The 17,280-nt window shown below is 60.9% G+C and carries 16 protein-coding genes and 2 pseudogenes; 14 read left to right on the top strand and 4 right to left on the bottom strand.

Annotated features, from left to right (window positions below):
• Positions 1-88: 88 nt before the first annotated feature.
• The 8 genes and pseudogenes from ACRQFC_RS08535 to ACRQFC_RS08500 all read left to right on the top strand — a co-directional run.
• Positions 89-1,180 (top strand): annotated as a pseudogene (locus ACRQFC_RS08535) (amino acid permease); the annotation flags it as partial.
• Positions 1,161-1,346, top strand: coding sequence for a hypothetical protein (locus ACRQFC_RS08530; RefSeq protein ID WP_284897319.1), 186 nt, complete (start codon positions 1,161-1,163; stop codon positions 1,344-1,346). The pseudogene ACRQFC_RS08535 and the gene ACRQFC_RS08530, both read left to right, overlap by 20 nt.
• A gap of 5 nt (positions 1,347-1,351) precedes the next feature.
• Positions 1,352-1,612 carry a helix-turn-helix domain-containing protein gene (locus ACRQFC_RS08525; protein ID WP_284897317.1) on the top strand — a complete coding sequence of 87 codons (261 nt, stop codon included), beginning with the start codon at positions 1,352-1,354 and terminating at the stop codon, positions 1,610-1,612.
• A 100-nt stretch (positions 1,613-1,712) separates the two neighbouring features.
• Positions 1,713-2,171, top strand: a complete 459-nt coding sequence (locus tag ACRQFC_RS08520) for a DUF2505 domain-containing protein (RefSeq protein ID WP_284897315.1) — start codon at positions 1,713-1,715, stop codon at positions 2,169-2,171.
• A 110-nt stretch (positions 2,172-2,281) separates the two neighbouring features.
• Entirely contained in the window at positions 2,282-3,082 is an 801-nt protein-coding gene (locus ACRQFC_RS08515) for a thymidylate synthase (protein WP_284897313.1), read from the top strand.
• Positions 3,083-3,091: 9 nt separating this feature from the next.
• A complete protein-coding gene (locus ACRQFC_RS08510; RefSeq protein WP_284897311.1) occupies positions 3,092-3,658 on the top strand; it encodes a dihydrofolate reductase in 567 nt (188 codons plus the stop codon).
• Positions 3,659-4,264, top strand: a pseudogene (locus ACRQFC_RS08505) (GDSL-type esterase/lipase family protein); the annotation flags it as partial.
• A gap of 68 nt (positions 4,265-4,332) precedes the next feature.
• A complete protein-coding gene (locus ACRQFC_RS08500; protein ID WP_284897309.1) occupies positions 4,333-4,692 on the top strand; it encodes an SGNH/GDSL hydrolase family protein in 360 nt (119 codons plus the stop codon).
• A 98-nt stretch (positions 4,693-4,790) separates the two neighbouring features.
• On the opposite strand, the gene ACRQFC_RS08495 is transcribed toward ACRQFC_RS08500, so the two are convergent.
• Positions 4,791-6,221: a class II fumarate hydratase gene (locus ACRQFC_RS08495; protein ID WP_284897321.1), complete on the bottom strand. Its 1,431-nt coding sequence runs from the start codon at positions 6,219-6,221 to the stop codon at positions 4,791-4,793.
• Positions 6,222-6,460: 239 nt separating this feature from the next.
• Between ACRQFC_RS08495 and ACRQFC_RS08490 the strand changes: the two genes are divergently transcribed.
• Positions 6,461-7,249, top strand: a complete 789-nt coding sequence (locus tag ACRQFC_RS08490) for a coiled-coil domain-containing protein (protein ID WP_284897307.1) — start codon at positions 6,461-6,463, stop codon at positions 7,247-7,249.
• A 50-nt stretch (positions 7,250-7,299) separates the two neighbouring features.
• Here ACRQFC_RS08490 and ACRQFC_RS08485 read toward each other — a convergent pair whose 3' ends face one another.
• A complete protein-coding gene (locus ACRQFC_RS08485; protein WP_126135395.1) occupies positions 7,300-8,709 on the bottom strand; it encodes an MFS transporter in 1,410 nt (469 codons plus the stop codon).
• A 2-nt stretch (positions 8,710-8,711) separates the two neighbouring features.
• Entirely contained in the window at positions 8,712-9,653 is a 942-nt protein-coding gene (locus ACRQFC_RS08480; protein WP_126135418.1) for a nucleoside hydrolase, read from the bottom strand.
• 216 nt (positions 9,654-9,869) lie between these two features.
• Between ACRQFC_RS08480 and ACRQFC_RS08475 the strand changes: the two genes are divergently transcribed.
• A complete protein-coding gene (locus ACRQFC_RS08475; protein ID WP_126135394.1) occupies positions 9,870-10,943 on the top strand; it encodes a hypothetical protein in 1,074 nt (357 codons plus the stop codon).
• On the opposite strand, the gene ACRQFC_RS08470 is transcribed toward ACRQFC_RS08475, so the two are convergent.
• Entirely contained in the window at positions 10,940-11,956 is a 1,017-nt protein-coding gene (locus tag ACRQFC_RS08470; protein WP_164545926.1) for a LacI family DNA-binding transcriptional regulator, read from the bottom strand. The genes ACRQFC_RS08475 and ACRQFC_RS08470 overlap by 4 nt on opposite strands.
• Before the next feature lie 240 nt (positions 11,957-12,196).
• Between ACRQFC_RS08470 and ACRQFC_RS08465 the strand changes: the two genes are divergently transcribed.
• The 4 genes from ACRQFC_RS08465 to ACRQFC_RS08450 all read left to right on the top strand — a co-directional run bounded on the left by ACRQFC_RS08465 (position 12,197) and on the right by ACRQFC_RS08450 (position 17,154).
• Positions 12,197-13,495, top strand: a complete 1,299-nt coding sequence (locus tag ACRQFC_RS08465; RefSeq protein WP_126135392.1) for an ABC transporter substrate-binding protein — start codon at positions 12,197-12,199, stop codon at positions 13,493-13,495.
• A gap of 118 nt (positions 13,496-13,613) precedes the next feature.
• Positions 13,614-14,594: a carbohydrate ABC transporter permease gene (locus ACRQFC_RS08460; protein WP_284897301.1), complete on the top strand. Its 981-nt coding sequence runs from the start codon at positions 13,614-13,616 to the stop codon at positions 14,592-14,594.
• Complete coding sequence (locus ACRQFC_RS08455) at positions 14,591-15,469, top strand: carbohydrate ABC transporter permease (protein ID WP_274778585.1); 879 nt, start codon at positions 14,591-14,593, stop codon at positions 15,467-15,469. Before ACRQFC_RS08460 ends, ACRQFC_RS08455 begins: the two co-directional genes overlap by 4 nt.
• A 2-nt stretch (positions 15,470-15,471) precedes the next feature.
• Positions 15,472-17,154 (top strand): glycoside hydrolase family 32 protein, encoded by a 1,683-nt coding sequence (locus tag ACRQFC_RS08450; protein WP_126135390.1) that lies wholly within the window; start codon positions 15,472-15,474, stop codon positions 17,152-17,154.
• Positions 17,155-17,280: the final 126 nt, after the last annotated feature.

Here is a 17,280-nt window from a genome sequence, read left to right as displayed (position 1 = left end):
AGATGTCCGTGGCCTACCCTGACCGGTTTAATAAGTATTTATAAACAATGCTCACACACAAACAACTTGACACACTCCGGAATATTGGTTCTCCATGATTAAAGTGGCGGCCATTTCGGTTTTTATTCTGCTGGGTCTCATTATTATTTTTGTGGGGCTGCCCGCGAGCGAACCGGTGGGGCTGGTCAATCTCACCGAGCACGGCGGTTTTATGCCGCTGGGCGCCGGCTCGGTTTTTATTGCCGCGTGCATGGCGGTTTTTTCTTTCGGCGGGATTGAAACGGTCTCGGTCACGGCCGCGGAATCGGGGAATCCCCGCTACGATATTCCGCGCGCCGCGCACACCATGATTTGGCGGCTGCTGCTCTTCTACGTGGGGGCGATTGCGGTGGTGGTGGCGATGCAGCCGTGGACGGTCACCGCCGAGCCGCTCCACGATATTTCCCAATCGCCTTTCGTGCACGCGCTGGACGCCGCCGCGATTCCGGCCGCCGGGCATATTATGAACGCGGTGCTGCTGGTGGCGGCGCTGAGCGCGGCGAACGGGTGCCTCTACACCTCCTCGCGCATGATTCACGCCCTGGCAACCGACCGCATGGCCCCCGCTTTTGCCGCGCGCACCACCCCGAAGGGCACCCCGCGCGGTGCGGTCACTTTGGCGATGGTGGGAATGGTGGTCGCCTGTATTTTGGCGCTCACCTCCCCGCAGGCCGGCTTCTCGTATTTGTACGGCTGCGCTACGGTTGGGACCCTGCTCACCTGGGCTTTAGTGATGGCCACTCATATTGCTTTTCGACGACGCCGCAAGCAGCTGGGACTCGAGCTCCCACCGGCTCGCCTCTGGGGCGCCCCGGTGACGAATCTGGCCGTCATGGCCGGCTGCCTGGCGATTTTTGTGGCGCTCTTCTGGCTCATGCCGGTAGCCTGGTATGCCGGGCTGCCCTATCTGGGTATCCTTCTTCTTATCTATGTTTTTCTGGATCGGGTGCGCGGGTTGCCCGCGCCGCGCGATCTGGCCGGGGAGGAAGCGGCGCGGGGTGCCGCAGCCTCGCATGGCGGCCATGCTGCGCAAGGCACCGAGGCCACGCACGGCACCGAAGCTGCGCGCGGTACCGAGGCTGCGCGTAATGCCGCGGCCGGGAGCGAAGGAGCTACAACTAATGGAGTCAGCGAAAACTAAACGCTGGATGTGGGCCGGGGCGAGCTCTATTGCTGCCGGCCTCCTCCCCCTTCTTCTCACCATCATTCTCCAGCGCGGGTGGTGGGTGCCGTGGGCGCTGCTGCTGGTGATTGGCTGTATCGAAATTGCCTACGGGTTGCTGGCTCGGAAAGAGACTATGAGGTAATAACCATGGACTTCCTTCCCGAAGTTACGCAACGCTCATATGAGCAAGCCCGGAGAAATCGCCTATTTCTCGAAGCTCTCGGTTCCATACGTGAAAGCAAGGGCATCTCGCAAGAACTTGTTGCCCAACGCCTCGGCGTAACACCGGAGTGGGTCTCCGAGTTAGAGTCGGGGGTCATCAACCCTACACTGCAACGGCTGCATTCCTACGCGGTAGCTATTGGCGTTGCCATCGAATACAACGTGCGAGACCTCGACGCTGAGTAACCATTCCGCACGCCACACACCCCGCACCATCTCTCCGGCTCTGCGCTGAAAAATCCGGCCGAGCTTCCCTCGCGCCGCGCTCATGCGGGAAAATATAGCCATGCAGTTTTCCCATACCTACGAGATCAGCGCCCCCGCGAGCGCCGTCGCCACCGTCCTCATGTCCGAAGAACTCGCCAACCGCCGCCTCGCCGCGCTCCACACGCAACCGTCCTCCTTCACGCCCGGTGCCGAACGCGCGGTCATGACGGTGCAGGTCAGCGCCGACCAGCTTCCCGCGCAGGCGCGGCGTTTCCTTTCTTCCGGTTTAGCGGCCAGTATTGTATTCACCCGCAGTGGGAACGACGTCGCAGCGCAGCTGGAAGCCAAACTTCCCGTCCACGCCAGCGCTGATTTCCAGGTTTCTGGTTCCGGGCCGGCCACGGTCACGGTCACCGGTGAGGTGCGGGTCTCGATTCCTTTCGTCGGCAAGAAAATTGAAGAGAAGGTGGCCCAGTACGCCGCGAAAGTGGTGGAGCGCGACGCCGCGCTTATCCGCGAGATCACCGCACAGGGCTAGGATGCTCGCCCGGCATGCTGCCCTTCCCGGGGAAGCCTTGCCGAAGCGGCCGAGCCTGGTAGCTTTTCGCAGCAAATTTTTCTGTCGTAGTAGCCACGTAGGATGGGTTCATGATTAATCGCCAATATGAAGATCTGCTTGCCGATATCCTCGCAAATGGGACTCGCAAGGGGGACCGCACCGGCACGGGTACCCTCTCTGTCTTCGGGCGCCAGCTGCGCTACCACCTGGCTGATGGTTTCCCGCGTATTACCACCAAGTTCGTGGCCATGAAGCCTATCAAGGGGGAACTGCTGTGGTTCTTGCGCGGCTCTACCAATATTGAGTGGTTGCAGCGCAATGGCATCACCATTTGGGATGAATGGGCTGACGAGAATGGTGAGCTCGGCCCGGTCTACGGCTACCAGTGGCGTAGCTGGCCCGCGCCGGATGGCCGGCATATCGATCAGATTTCCCAGCTTCTGGAAACTCTGCGCAGCAATCCGGATTCGCGGCGCATGATTGTTTCCGCGTGGAATGTGGCGGATCTGGATAAGATGGCGCTCCAGCCCTGCCATGCTTTCTTCCAGTTCTATGTGGCCGATGGCAAGCTGTCCTGCCAGCTCTACCAGCGCAGTGCGGATATGTTCCTCGGGGTGCCTTTCAATATTGCCTCGTATTCCCTTCTCACCCATATGATTGCCCAGCAGGTCGGCCTGGATGTTGGTGATTTCGTGTGGACGGGCGGGGATTGCCATATCTACCTCAACCATCTTGATCAGGTGCGTGAACAGATTTCGCGTGAGCCCTACCCCTTCCCCACCCTGGAGCTGCGCAAAGCGGATTCCCTCTTCTCCTATGAGATGGATGATATTTCGGCCACCCAGGGCTACCAGCACCACCCCAAGCTCACCGGCGCGGTCTCGGTCTAGGAGGAAGCCATGCTCATTGCACAAATCTGGGCGGAAGCCCGTGAGCACGCCCTCGCGAAAGGCTTGCGGCTGCCCTGGAATGTTCCGGAAGATTCGGCTTTTTTCCGGGCGGCGGTGCGCGGGCGGCCCGTTATTATGGGGCGGAAAACCTGGATTTCGGCGGGGCGGCGGCCCATGCCGCACTCCCCCACCATCGTGGTGAGCACCCAAGAAGATTTCGAGGTTCCCGGTGCGCAGCTGGCCGCGAATCTTGAGGAGGCGTTCACGCTGGCCCGCGCTACCGGGGCGGACGCCGCCTGGGTATGCGGGGGCGCCGGGGTCTATGCCGAAACCCGGGAATGCTCACAGGTGCTTATCCGCACTGTTATTGATGCCGATGTGGATGCTGATATTTTCGCGCCCGCAATCACCCCGGAATGGGAGCTGCGGCTCTGCTCACCGGGAGCCGCTCATGAAGGCTGGCATACCTCGCGTACCGGGCTGCGCTACCGGTACGAAGTCTGGGTTCGCCCCGGTGTTGCTATCCCGGAGGGTCTGCTTCCCGCTACCCCGGATGCGGCCTGGCAGGTGGCCTAAATGCCGCGTGCGGGCGCTATGCGCCGCGGGCTAGGCAGCGCGCGCAGCGCACGTGCCGGGCGGTCTCGCTCCGGCCGGGTCCAGGCCGGCACTTCGCTCATGTTTCGCACACGCATCGCGCGGGCCGCTGCCGGCATTGCCGCTGTGGCGCTCAGCTGCGCGGCTTGTACTCCCGCCGGCAACGCGGGCGGGCAGCCCTCCCCCACCCGGCGGCCCATCACCGCCATCGTGCAGCTGGGCGATTCCTTTTCCTCTGGCAACGGGGCCGGCACCTACGAAGAAGATACCTGCCGGCGCTCCCCCGATACCTACTCCGCCCCACTCGCCCGCGAACTCGGCGCCAGCTACACCAACGCCTCATGTTCCGGGGCACGAACCTCCGATATCGCGGAACACGTCAGTGCTGTTACCCCGGCCACCTCGGTCGTATTCCTCACCGCCGGTGGCAACGATGCCAACTTCGCCCAGATCATCAGCTCCTGCTTCGTGCTCCGCGCCCCGAATAGCTGCGAAGAAGCCATGAACACAGCCACCGCGGCCCTCCCGGCTATCGAGACCGCCACACTAGAGATCCTGCGGTCCATTGATACCGCCTCCCACGGCCAGGCCACCGTTATCCTGGTGGGCTCTACCCGCGGCTCTTCGCGGAACACTCCTACCTCATCCCACCTGTCGTGGAAAGCTATGATGCCGGGGCCGCGCTCACCCAGCTCCAAGGCGCCGCGGACGCCATGCAAGAACGCGTCATCGCCCAGATGCGGAAAGAAACCGGCTCCGAGCGTTTCCTCTTCGCCTCCACCCAGGCATTATTCGCCGGGCACGAACCGCGAGCCCAAGCGTTTCGCGGCAGCGAAGACAGTGACGACAGTGAAGAAACCTGGCTCGTCTCCCCTTTCACTTCCACGGATATTCGGGCCTGGATGCATCCCACCGCGCGCGGCTATCGCGAAATACACGCCTACCTGCGCGAACTCCTCGCCCAAGCAGGCTTCGCCATCCCTACAATCCCCGAAAGTGCTCCAGCAACACCCTAGCCTTCCGCCCGAACGCTGCTACCCGCGGAGAGCTGAGGTAGCGGCTTCCGTGCGCCGCACCCCTAACTGCACCCCTCGCCGTACGCCTCGATGCGCACCTAGCTAGCTTCCGGTTCGGTCATAGCAGCCGGATTCACCCACGTGTCAAAATCAGCCGCACTGACCTGGCCCGAAGCAAGCGCGACCTCCCGCAGCGAAGCCCCGCTGGCCTGAGCGGCGCGTGCCAACGTGGCTGCGGCGTCGTACCCAATATGAGGAGCGAGTGCGGTGACCAGCATGAGATTGCGGTCCAGGTGCGCGGAGATGACGTCCTCGCGCGGGACGATGCCGGCCGCGCAGAAACGTTCGAAGGTGCGCAGGGCGTCGCCGAGGAGGCGCAGTGCCTCGAGCACCGAAAACACCATGACCGGTTTGTAGACGTTGAGCTGGAAATTGCCCTGCGAGCCGGCGAAAGCCACCGCGGCGTCGAAACCGAAAACCGCGACGCAGACCTGGGTGAGGGCCTCCGCCTGGGTCGGATTCACCTTGCCCGGCATAATCGAAGAACCGGGCTCGTTATCGGGGATCGCGATTTCGCCGATGCCGGTGCGCGGGCCGGAGGCATACCAGCGAATATCGTTCGCGATCTTCATGGCCGCGGCGGCCAGAGTGCGCAGGCTCGCCGAAAAAGCCACGAGGTCATCGTGCGCGGCCAGAGCCGCGGGAAGATTCTCCGCCGGGCGGAAAGGCAAACCGGTAGCCTCCTCGAGCAGCTCGCACACCCGCGCCGCGAAACACGGATGGGAATTCAGACCGGTGCCCACCGCGGTCCCACCGAGCGCCACCCGGTACAGACCCGCAACGCTCGCCCGCACACCCGCGAGCGCGCCCTCCAGTTGCGCCGCCCAGCTGCCCACCACCTGATCCCAGCGGATCGGGGTGGCATCCTGAAGATGGGTCCGCCCCACCATCACCACATCAGAAAACTGGCGGGCGCGGGCATGTAGTGTAGCCGCCAGGCTCTCCACCGCCGGGATGAGGTGAAGGTGCGCCTGGCGAGCCACCGCCACGTACATCGCGGTCGGGAACACATCGTTGGACGACTGGCCCTTATTGACGTGGTCATTGGGGTGAACCGGGTTTTTGCCGCCGCGCTGGCCGGTGGCAATTTCATTCGCGCGGGCGGCAATCACCTCATTGGCGTTCATATTTGTTTGGGTGCCCGAACCGGTCTGGAACACCTTGAGGGGGAATTCCGCGTCAAGAACTCCCTCGGCAACCTCGCTGGCGGCCGCTGTGATAAGGGAAACAAGCTGCTCGTCCAGCACCCCGAACTCACCATTGGCGCGGGCGGCCGCACCTTTGAGCAACCCGAACGCGTGGATCAGGGGGCCACCCCAGGTGTAACGCTCCCCACCGATAGGGAAATGCTGGAGCGAGCGAGCCGTCTGCGCGCCCCAATAGTGCGCGGCGGGCACCGCAACCGGGCCCATCGAATCCGTTTCCGTGCGGGTGAGCTGAACTGCGCCAGTGAGCTGATCCGCGCGCATGAGGCGACTCGTGCCAGTGAGCTGATCCTTCGTCATGATTCCAAGGGTAGCGCCTATCCGGCCGGGAACGGCCAGGCCGCCTGGGTTGTCACCACCGTGCCGACGGTCGCCTTTGCGAAGCAAGAGTGGCATCGCTCACGCTCACGGTATTTTGCCAGGAAAGACCGCCGTGGGCCGGTCATAAACATCTGCGCGCGCCGTGTTTATTAGGTAAAGTCAGGCGCGGACAAAGGAGGGGCATGGCTACGGAGCGGCGGCGCGGTTCGCGGGCACTTGATACCCCCACGCGCGGCAAACGCGCCTCCAAGCCCGCGCCTTCTTCCACCACGGAAAAAGCCACGCTCCGGGACGAGCGCGACCAGCTGCGCGCGGAGTGTGAGAAGTTGCGCGCAGAGCACAAGAAACTTCGCGATGAAGGAACCGCGCTCCACCACGAAGCGGAACTGTTGCGCACGGAAAATTCGCAGCTGCGCGGCGAGCGCGAGGGTGCGCGGGCGGAGGTCGCCACTTTCCAGACCCGCGTGACCGAGCTGGAGGGCCTGGTGGCGGATTTGCGCCGTCGTGAAAAAGAGTTGGAAGCGGGCGTGGTTTACGCCTCGAGCGTGGAACAAAGTGCCGTGACTGCGCAGGCCCGCAGCGAGGACGCGATGCGACGCGCGGCCCGCCTGGTTGCGCGCGTGCGTAGTTTAGAGCAGCAGCTAGAAGAAGAACGACGGCGCTACGCGGCCCTCGAGGCTGCGGGTCGGGCTCGAGAAGCACGCCTGACCGTGGATTCGGCGCGCACCTCCGCCGCGCATGAGGAACGTTACACCAGCCAGATCAGCACTCTTGAAGTGCAGCTGCGCGAGGCTCAAGCCCAGCTGGCGGCCGCCCGCGTCCAGCTGGACACCGGCGAAGATGAGCTGGCCGAAGCCCGTACGGAGCTAGGCGAGGCCCGCTCCCAGGCGCAAACCCAGCGCTACCTGAGCCTCGGGCTGGGAGGACTCGCGGCAGCGCTGGGTATTGCTCTGCTCATTATTCTTGTATGAAACTCACGCACCTATCGGTGCACTGCGAACAGGCTAGGTGTGCTGTTCAGCTAGGCCTCGCCACCGGCTACTTTCCCCCACCCGTCAGCTGGGAAAAGCTGGCGGCGGAAAGCGAAGAAGGCCAGCAAACCCGCCAGGCACGTGGCACCCACGATAATGAAGAGCACCGTGAGGCTGTGCGCGGAATCAGCGAGATATTGCGCCTCGGCCACCCCTTCCGGGCGGACCGCCGCCGGCATCATGGACCCGAGGATTGCAATACCAATCGAAGGCGAGATATTCATGGCCAGGTCGTTCATGCCTACCGCACGCCCCGATTCAGCCACATCAACGGTTCCCATGACGGTATCCACCACCGGCGCATAGGCCAAGCCCAAGCCACCGAAGAGGAACACCGCCGAAACAATAATGCCCCACAGACCCTCGTCCACCGTGAAAGCGGCAAGGAAAGCACCGATAGCGGCGGATCCACCCGCCAGTACAATGCCCATTCCACAACCGATTTTCGCCACAATTGCGCCACTCATGACCCCCATGACGGTCGCAACAACGTAGCCCGCCAGCAGCACGAAGCCCATTTCCAGGGCTGTCTTACCGTGGAAAATTCCACCGGCTAGGTTGAAGAGCGGGGTCATGGCGTAATTACCGAAGTAGAAGAGCAGCACGAGGGACACCGCCATGAGGTAGCGGCGGTTCTGGAAGAACTCCGGGGTGACAAAGGGGTTCTTGGCCTTGGAGATGTAGATGATGAAAATAGCTAGGAGCACCGCGAAGGCCCCCAGGTACAGCCAGTCCATCGAGTTGAAGTACATAACCAGAGCCGTGACCGTAATGCCGGCCAGCAAGAAGCCCGGAACATCGATCCGCTGAGTCTTTCCAGAAATATCTGGCAGCCCCTTCCACAGCGTCGGGATGAACACCACCGAGATGAGCGGAATCGCGAAGAGCCACACCCAGGACATGGTGATAAGCCATCCGGCCGCGAGCACCCCAATGGCCGTGGAGAATTGGTACGCCGCGGTAAAGACACCGAAGTACAGCACCTTTTTCACCCCGGGAACATACTTGGTGGTCACGACGAGGTAGACGGAGCCGGATACCTGGGTGCCCGCTGTCTGAATCGCACGAGCGATAATCACCACCCAGATGGAGGAACGCGATGCCACCAGCCCCAGCACCGAGCCGATAACGATGAGCCCGATACCCACCATCATCATTTTGCGCAGTGAAACGAAATCACCGAGCGAACCGTAAATCACGCACACAATACCCAGCACGATGCCGGGGATTGAGGTGATGAGCGGGGCGTAATCAACCGCGTTGAGCTGTGCGCCGATATCTTGAAAAACCAGGTTGAAGCCCTGGATCGTGAGAATTGAGGTAATGAAAATGATGATGAGCTGCGGCAGCGTGCGCACGGCAGCCGCGGTATCAACCTGGGATCGATCACGCGCGTCCACGGTTAGATACCTTCCAACAGCGAGGTGATGCGGGACATGAACTCGGTGAGGAAACGTTCCACGTCCACCGCGATAGCCACATCAGCGGTCTTGACCGGATCGTTGAGCCGTTCCTCATCGCAGATAGTGCGCCCGCGCACGGGCTCGTGCAGATCAACCTTAAGATTGCACGGGAAGAGCGTGACCAACGAGGGATCAATAGCCACGGCAACCGCCAAGGGATCGTGTAGGCCGCAACCGCCCAGATGCGGGGCGGTGGTCTCATAAGCCTTGATATAGAAATCCGTAATATCTGCCAGGGCCGTGGCAGCCGGGGTGCCAAGATCGCGCCACTGTTGCGTATGCTCATAGGTGAGCAACGTCTGAAGCGTGACATCCAGGCCGATCATCGTGACGTGAGCGCCCGAGCGGAAAAGCAGATCCGCGGCTTCCGGATCTTGGGAGATATTCGCTTCCATCACATCGTTGCAATTCCCGGGAACCGTGAGCGCCCCGCCCATAATGACGATGCGGGCGTTGTCTGTGAATGTGGGATCCAGTTCAATGGCGCGGGCCAGGTTCGTCATAGGGCCGGTCGCAACAATAACGACGTCGCTGCCGTACTTCCGCACCGCTTCCACCATAAATTCGGGTGCCGGCGTGGTTTCCGGAACTCGGCGCGAAGGCGGAATCTCAATTTCCCCGATACCGTTCTTGCCATGAATGAACTCCGAAATCTCGAGAACCTCAAAACCATCCTTTTCCCGAGCGTGTGGGATTCCCGGATAGACCGGCACCTCTGGATGCCCAAAAAGGTCGAGAAGGTCAAGATCGTTTTTTACACCTGTGTCCAGTAGAACATTCCCGTAGGTTCCGGTAATGCCAATTAATTCGACTTCCGGTGATCCGAGTGCGTAGGTGATTGCCAGGCAATCATCGACACCTGTATCCAGGTCCAGAATCATCTTCATTGTGGTTCCTCCTCAGATTCGGTCAAGACCTTCGTGCTGACCGTAATCACCACCCGGCACCCTTGCCGGATAGCATGAGTATACGAAACAAATGTCACTCGTGGGGTCTTTAATGAAAGGGATAATGATGGTTCTTTATGACGCGTTTATCCCCACCCCGAGGGCACCGTTCAGCACCGTTCCAGCAGCTTTTTTCCAAGGTAATACACCGTGATCTTCGGCGGCGAATTCACTTCTCTCCCGCACCGCTGCGCCCCGCGTGCTCTTCCGGTTCCGCCCGGTGCGATGCTGGTGCAATCGGGGCGCCAGGCCCTCGGCCTTATCGCCCAGGCTCTCGCCGCCCGCGGTATCCGCCGCATCATCGCGCCGGGTTTTCTGTGCGCGACCGCGCTCACACCGTTCCAGCTCGAAGGCATCCGGGTCCACTGGGTGCAGGTCGGCGCGGATCTCCTGCCCTCCCCGGCCCGGCTCGCGCCGCTCCTCACCGACCCGCTGCGCTGCGCGGTCCTCATCTCCACCACCTTCGGAGCCTGGCCCGCGCCCGAGTTGCGCGCCGTGCTTGCGGAGTGGGAGGGCCGCGGTGGCGTCGTCGTCGCCGATCTCACGCACGCACACTTCGGTGCCGCTCCCCAGGACATCCCCGCACGTTATGCCGCGGCATCGTTGCGGAAGTGGTTTCCGATTCCCGACGGCGCCTGGGCGCTCGGCCCCTCGCTTCCCGCCGCGGCTGCGGGTAATGCGGCGGCGCGCGAAGCTACCCGGCGCGGCCTGCTGCAATTGCGCGGGGTGGAGAACGACGGCGCAGCTGAGGCCGCCATCGATGCTGCTCTCAACCCGAGCTCAATGAGCGGGCCCGCCCGGGATATTCTCAGCCACCTGGATATCGCGGCGGCGCTGGAACGGCGGCGTGCAAATGCCCGGGCCCTGCGCGCGGCATTGCTGAACGAGGGGGTGCCGGAGGCGGCGCTATTCCGCGGCGGGGAAGAAAGCTGCGCGGCTACTAGCACCGTGACCGCGAGCAACGCGCCCGCGAGCCATGCGCCCTACGCGCTCGCGCTCCACCTGGACGCCCTACCGCCGCACTGGCCCGCCCCGCACCATTGGGCCGAGCGCCTCGCCGCCCGCGGAGTTTTCACCCCCGCTTTCTGGCCGCGCCTGACCCATATGATCGACTGGCCGCATATCCTCGCCCTACCCATCGACCAGCGCTACACACCCGCGCAGATGCCGGAGCTGGCGCGGCGGGTAGTGGAAGTGCTGCGTCAAGATAATTTCGACGCTTAGAGCCGGCGTACCGATTCGCGCATACGCAGCGGCATATTCACCAGGTGAATGTCACGGTCCCCCGCACCTTCCTCGCCTAGTAGGCGGGTGGCGGTTTGCCCAATCTCCCAATAGGGAATAGCGATGGTGGTGAGAGCCGGATGGACATAAAGAGCAATTTCGTCGTCGTCAAAAGACGCAATCGATAAATCATCGGGCAGGTGCATACCGCGCCCCAAACACTGCTGGATTGCTCCCAAAGAAATACGATCATTAAGGGCAAGAATCGCGGTGCACTCCGGGCCGTTATCCAACAACTCGCCCGTCGCCTCGTAACCGAGATCTGGGTCCCAGCGAGTGCCGGGAAAAATCTTTACCGGCGTAAGGCCCGCGGCCCGAAAAGAATCTAGAATTCCGTCAAAACGATGGCCGATAGTGGCTGATATGCGCGGCTCGCGCAACTTATCATCCATGCCGATAATCGCAATCTTGCTATGCCCGGCCTCGATTAGCACATTGGCCATGCGTCGCCCCGCTTCGTATTCGGCTGGGAGCACCGCCGGAAAAATTCCCTCCCGATCCGGTACCGCATTACACACCACCACGGGCAGCCCCTGCACGATCTCCGGCACGGTGATCATCTTCGCTCCCATTTCCGCGAAGATAAGGCCATCAACATTACGATTGAGCATTTCGCGCACCGAATTCTCCGCCCGGCTCACACTATCCCCAACTTCCGCAAGAAAAACGATTTTTTCAGCCTGGTCTGCAGCGTCGAGAATCCCACGCAGCATTGCCGAAGCGTAGCGCGTAACAGTAACATCCCGACTAATGACCCCGTAAATCCCGGTGGTATTGGTCCGCAACGAACGTGCCGCCGGGTTAGGGCGATAATTGAGGGCAGCCGCCGCTTCAATCACCCGATCCCGTACTTCTTGAGAGAGACGCGCGGGGCGGTCATTGAGAACCAAACTTACCGCGGTGGGTGAAACACCCGCCCGTTGCGCCACCTGAGCAATCGTCGCTCGCTTCATCCAACCTCCTCGCACTGATCTATCCCACCTTTGGGCTACAGCCTGAGCTAAGAGTATCCGATCATCAAGGTGATCAAGCTCACACGCACCTTTACATTGTGCATACTCACGGGCGGTTCTACACTTTCTAGCAAGTGCTAAATGCATTTATCACGGTGCAAAGGTGCCGCGTGATGGTTCCCTTTTAGCATGTTGTTCCCGCTTCCCGGGCGGGGCACCAAACAAACCCAAGGAGGGGTGATGAGTAAGAGATTCCGGCAACTCACCGCACTAACATCCGCCGCTGCACTCGCTTTCACGCTGAGCGCGTGCAGCAAGGGCGGGACTTCGTCCCAAGGAAATGTTGCGGACGGGAAACAAGAAGTCACCATGTGGACTCATAACGCCGGCAATGAAGAAGAGCTCGCAGCTATCGAGCAAATCGTTGCCGATTACAACGCACAATCCGATAAATACCAGGTCACTATGCAAGCCTTCCCGCAGGCTTCTTACAACCAATCCGTGGTGGCGGCCGCTTCCTCCAATAGCCTCCCGTGCATTATGGATATCGATGGCCCGAATGTTCCTAATTGGGCCTGGGCAGGTTACCTCGCCCCACTCGAAGGTATGGATGACACCCTCAATAAATTCCTCCCCACCACCGTGGGGCGTTACGAGGACAAGATTTATTCCTACGGCTACTACGACGTAGCCCTCTCTATCATTACCCGCAAGTCGATTCTCGATGAATTCGGCATCCGCACCCCCACCGTTGATAAGCCGTGGACCCGCGATGAATTCACCGATGCCCTCGCTAAGGTGAAGGCCTCCGGAAAATACGCGGTACCTTTCGATATCAATACCGCTGACCAGGGCGAATGGTATCCCTACGCCTACTCTCCCTATCTGCAGAGCTTCGGCGGCGACCTTATCAACCGCTCGAAGTTCGAAAGCGCGGAAGGCGCTCTCAACGGTCCGGAAGCCCTCGAATGGGCAAAGTGGATGCGTTCTCTCGTGACCGAGGGATACACTCCAGCAAACGCAGGTTCGGATCCCACCCAGGACTTCATTAATGGCAAGTCGGCCTTCTTGTGGATGGGTTCGTGGGCGGCACAGCCCACAGAAGAAGCTTTTGGCGACGACGTCGTCTTCCTCCCGCCGCCCGATTTTGGCAAGGGTCCGAAGATTGGCGGCGGATCCTGGCAGTGGGGTATGTCGCCGTCGTGCCCAGCACCCGAAGGAGCGCTGGACTATATGAAATTCGCTGCCCAGGATAAGTACGTAGCTTCCGTATCGGTTGCGACCCGTAACATCCCGGCAACGGACGCCGCCACCGCTGAAGTTCCGGCCTTCGCCGAGGGCGGGAAGTACTCCATCTTCCGGGAATTCTCCAAGAAGTACGCGGTACTGCGCCCCGAAACAGCCGGCTATCCCTTCATCGCCACGGAATTTACCAAGGCGACCCAGGACATTCTCAACGGCGGGGATCCCAAGAAGATCCTCGACCAAACCGTGGCGAATATTGACGCCAACCAAAAAGCCAACGGCTTCTTCAAATAACACCTGATGCGCGAGGCGCCTGAGCTACCACCGGCTCCGGGTCAGAATTTTTCACCCGTTCTGCAACGGACTCTCATCGGAGCCGGTAGCTCAGGCACCCTGCCGAAAGGCCAATGATATGACTGCTGCACCCCAGGCCACCGCGGAGAGTAAGCACGCGCTCCGGCCGGCATCCACGACTTCTCAGCGTGCTAAGCAAGCTGCGCCGTCGCGAAAATACCGGCGCGAAACCTCCGCTCAGGCACGGGCCGGGTGGGGAATGCTGGCCCCCGCAGGGATCCTCATGCTCCTTTTCCTTGTCGTTCCCATCGTTCTCACTTTTGTGCTCGCCTTTACCGACGCGCGCCTCATCTCACCGCGCCCGATGCAATTCATCGGCCTAGAGAATTTTGAGCGCCTTTTCGGAACCGAGGTCTTTTGGGCTTCCCTGCGCAATACCCTCATCTTCGCCCTCGTTATCGTGCCCGGCCAGTCGGGCCTGGCCCTCATCATGGCACTGCTCGTAAATAAGAAGTTCCCGGGCTTAAATTTCTTCCGCACCGTATTCTTCCTCCCCATGGTGACCTCCATGGTGGTGGTCTCCATGCTGTGGCTCTTCATGTACCAGCCCGATGGCCTGCTCAACGCGCTACTGGCCAAGATCGGCGTTTCCGGACCGGATTGGTTAGGAGATCCCAGTTGGGCACTCTTCGCCATTATCGTTATGTCCGCGTGGCAGGCAGCCGGAATGCATATGATTATTTGGCTATCTGGCCTGCAAACAATCCCGGGTGAACTCTACGAAGCGGCAGCCCTGGACGGGGCATCCACCTGGCAGCAGTTCAAACACGTCACCTGGCCGGGACTACGCCAAACCCGCACCTTTATCCTCATTACGATCACCATCGCGGCATTTTCACTCTTCACCCAGATCAATATCATGACGAAGGGCGGCCCCCTCGATTCCACTTCCACAGTGGTCTACCAGGCAGTGCGCACCGGATATGACCAGCAGCAAACCGGCTACGCCGCGGCAATTTCCCTAGTCCTCTTCGTCTTGGTCCTTGCCGTCAATCTTGTGCAACGCTATCTCACTCGCGATAAGGAGGCCCGCGCATGAGCACCGCGACATCTTCTCGCAGTATCCCTCGTGTTATCGGAATCTGGGCACTGCGTATTGGTCTGGCCGCAATCTTCGGCCTACCGCTGCTTTTCATGGTGGTCTCCAGTTTCAAACCCGACACCCAGATTTTCGGGGATATGGGCGGCCTCCAAGCTTTTCTCCCGGTCGGTGACCTCAGCCTCGATAACTATTCCGGGGTATTCAATCGGGTCCCGTTCTGGCGCTTCCTCCTCAATTCCGTCATTATCTCGGTATGCATCGTGGTTTTCGGCCTCATCGTGAACTCCATGGCAGCTTTCGCACTATCACGCTTGCAGTTCCGGGGGCGCAAGATCTCACTGACGGTCGTGATCGCGACCCTTATCGTGCCCTTTGAAACTCTCGCTCTGCCGTTGCTGTGGTGGGTCAATAAGCTCCCGTGGCTGGATGCAAACGGCTTTTCACAGAGCTGGTTGGATACCTACCAAGTCCAGATTGTCCCGTTCATTGCCAACGCTCTCTCCATTTATCTCTTCTACCAGTACTTCGATTCGATTCCGCGAGAGTTGGACGAAGCAGCGCGTGTAGACGGGGCGAGCTGGTTCAAGATTTACCGCTCTATCGTTATGCCACTCTCCGGCCCAGCTACTGCGACCGTCGCAATTCTGACTTTCCTGCCGGCTTGGAATTCCTACCTGTGGCCACTTATGACAGTGCGATCAGAAGAACTACGCCCGGCAATGATTGGAATCGACTATTTCCAGCAGCTCAACGTATCCTGGGGCCAGATCATGGCGTTTTCCACGCTGATCACCGTTCCTGTCATCATGCTGTTCCTGGCTTTCCAGAAGCAATTTGTCAACTCTATTGCCGCTTCCGGCATTAAGGGATAACTATGTCGCTTTCCTTCGAGTTCACCGCCGACCACGATACAGCGCTGGCCCGGGCCAGCGCTGCGAATGCCCAGCTCGCCACCGCCGTGAATCCACGCTGGTACCCGCGTTTTCATATCGCGGCGCCGGCCGGCTGGATCAACGATCCGAATGGCCTGATTCAGACCGGGGAAGAACTCCACGTTTTCTTCCAGCACCACCCTTATTCCACCGAATGGGGACCTATGCACTGGGGGCACGTAGTTTCTCGTGACGGCGCCACTTGGGAGCGCCGTCCCCTCGCCCTGGCTCCCTCCCTGGAAGCCGACCGCGATGGCGTCTTTTCCGGTTCTGCTCTTCAGGCCCCGTGCGGACACCTTGAGGTGTTCTACACCGGGAATCGGTACCTCAACTCGGAAACAGCCACCGGGGAGGACTGCTCCAACGAAACGGACAGTACCAACGAAGCTATCGCCCGCTGCGGGCAGACCCAGTGCCGGGCGATCTCACGTGACGGAGTTACCTTTGAGAAGAAGGGCGTCGTCGTTCCTACCCCGGAGGGCGTACGCGATTTCCGCGACCCGAAGGTCTGGCGCCACGGAGATATGTACCGCATGGTCGTGGGTGTGCAAAGCGCGGACTGCCGTGGCGAAGTGTGGATGTACACTTCCCCGGACTTAGCGCGCTGGAGTTTCGAGTGCGTGCTTTACCGCCACCCGGATCCGCGGGTCTTCATGCTTGAGTGCCCCGATTTCTTCCCGCTCGGCGACACCTGGGTGCTGATTTTCTCCCCCATGGGAATACGCCCAGAGGGTTTCGCGCATTGCAATGTCAATAGCGCCGGCTATCTGCTGGGCAGCTGGACTCCCGGCGGGCGCTTTGAACCCCGCGTGCCCTATCGCACCCTCAATTGGGGTCATAGTTTTTACGCGCCACAGACCTGCGTCATTGATGGGCAGCGCACGCTTTTCGGCTGGATGGGTAGCTTCGGGCGCGCCCCGGCATCCACAGCAGATGGTTGGTCCGGCCAGCTCACAGTACCAATGAGTGTTCACCTCGAGTCCGGCGACCTGTGCTTACGGCCCGCCACGGCCCTCGCGCGCCTGCGGGGCCAGTGTTTATGGAACGACGACGCCGCACTCGCCGCCAGCGCACCCCTCACCCTCGCTCGTAATGTCACCGCTGCGGATATTTCCGTAAGCATGCTCACGGGTGAATGTGAACGGCTGCGGCTGCGTATCGGTTCGGACACGAGTTCCGTGAGCATTATCGTGGACCGCAATAGTGGAACTATCGGGGTGGACCGGAGCGCGGCAGTGGAGAATCTGGGCTACCGGGCTGCGCCCTGGGCCCCGGCCTATTGCCTCTGGGGCGAGCGCACCGGTGTCATTGCCGGTGAGACAGTCCCTAAGAAAGTGGGCGACTCTGCGCTGGCACCGTTAACTTTCCGAGTGCTCGTAGATGCCAGCTCGGTAGAGGTTATTGCCGGGAACGGCGAGCGGGTACTTTCTTCCCTTGCCTTTGTGGAAGGGATACGTGATATCACCCTCCTGGCTGAGGAGGGTGATATCACGGTCGCGGCCTCGGTGTGGGAGATGACGGATGCTTTCCCCCAGGCCGAGCCGGAGCCAGAGGCGATGAATACCAAGGATTCTGAACAACTAGGCGCAGGCAGACTTAGCGGGCAGCCGCGAGCGCTGCGCTGACCGTTTCGCTCAGTTCTTTCCAGGAGACGATGAACTTCTCCACGCCTTCGCGCTCGAGCTGGGCGGCAACGTCGCCCATATCCACGCCCACCGCGGCGAGTTCCTCGAAGACCCGGTGTGCCTGCC

It is taken from the genome of Actinotignum inguinis (assembly GCF_051265835.1).
GTDB lineage: Bacteria > Actinomycetota > Actinomycetes > Actinomycetales > Actinomycetaceae > Actinotignum > Actinotignum timonense.
This window is presented reverse-complemented; position numbering and strand designations above follow the sequence as displayed.